The following is a 366-nucleotide window of genomic DNA, read 5'->3' on the forward strand; positions in this document are numbered from 1 at the left end:
TGTAGAAGCCTGCATTGATACAATTATTGCCTCTGGGGGTTATCCCGAGATCGGCTACAAACGTGCCATGGGACTTATCCAGTTGCACAAGGCCTATGGTTCACAACGCTTGGACAGCGCATGTAAAAGGACCATACAGGCAGATGCGGTCGCATATCAGCGCATCAAGAACATCCTGAAAAACAACATGGATCAGTCTTCGCTGTTCTACCAAGATCTAGAGCAGGACAAGCCCCATATCCCTATACATGAGAATCTCCGGGGAGCTTCAGCCTATCAATAAATATGTAATCAATAAACTCTATAATTATGAACAACAATCAAACTGTTGAAAAACTAAAACAAATGCGACTGGGTGCCATGGCA

The 366-nt window shown here is 44.3% G+C and carries 1 pseudogene; it reads left to right on the top strand.

The features are described from left to right. Positions 1-283: pseudogene (locus tag ACFFU9_RS13325) on the top strand (IS21 family transposase); the annotation flags it as partial. Positions 284-366 lie beyond the last annotated feature (83 nt).

The organism is Mariniflexile ostreae (genome assembly GCF_042427585.1).
Taxonomy (GTDB): Bacteria; Bacteroidota; Bacteroidia; order Flavobacteriales; family Flavobacteriaceae; genus Pseudalgibacter; species Pseudalgibacter ostreae.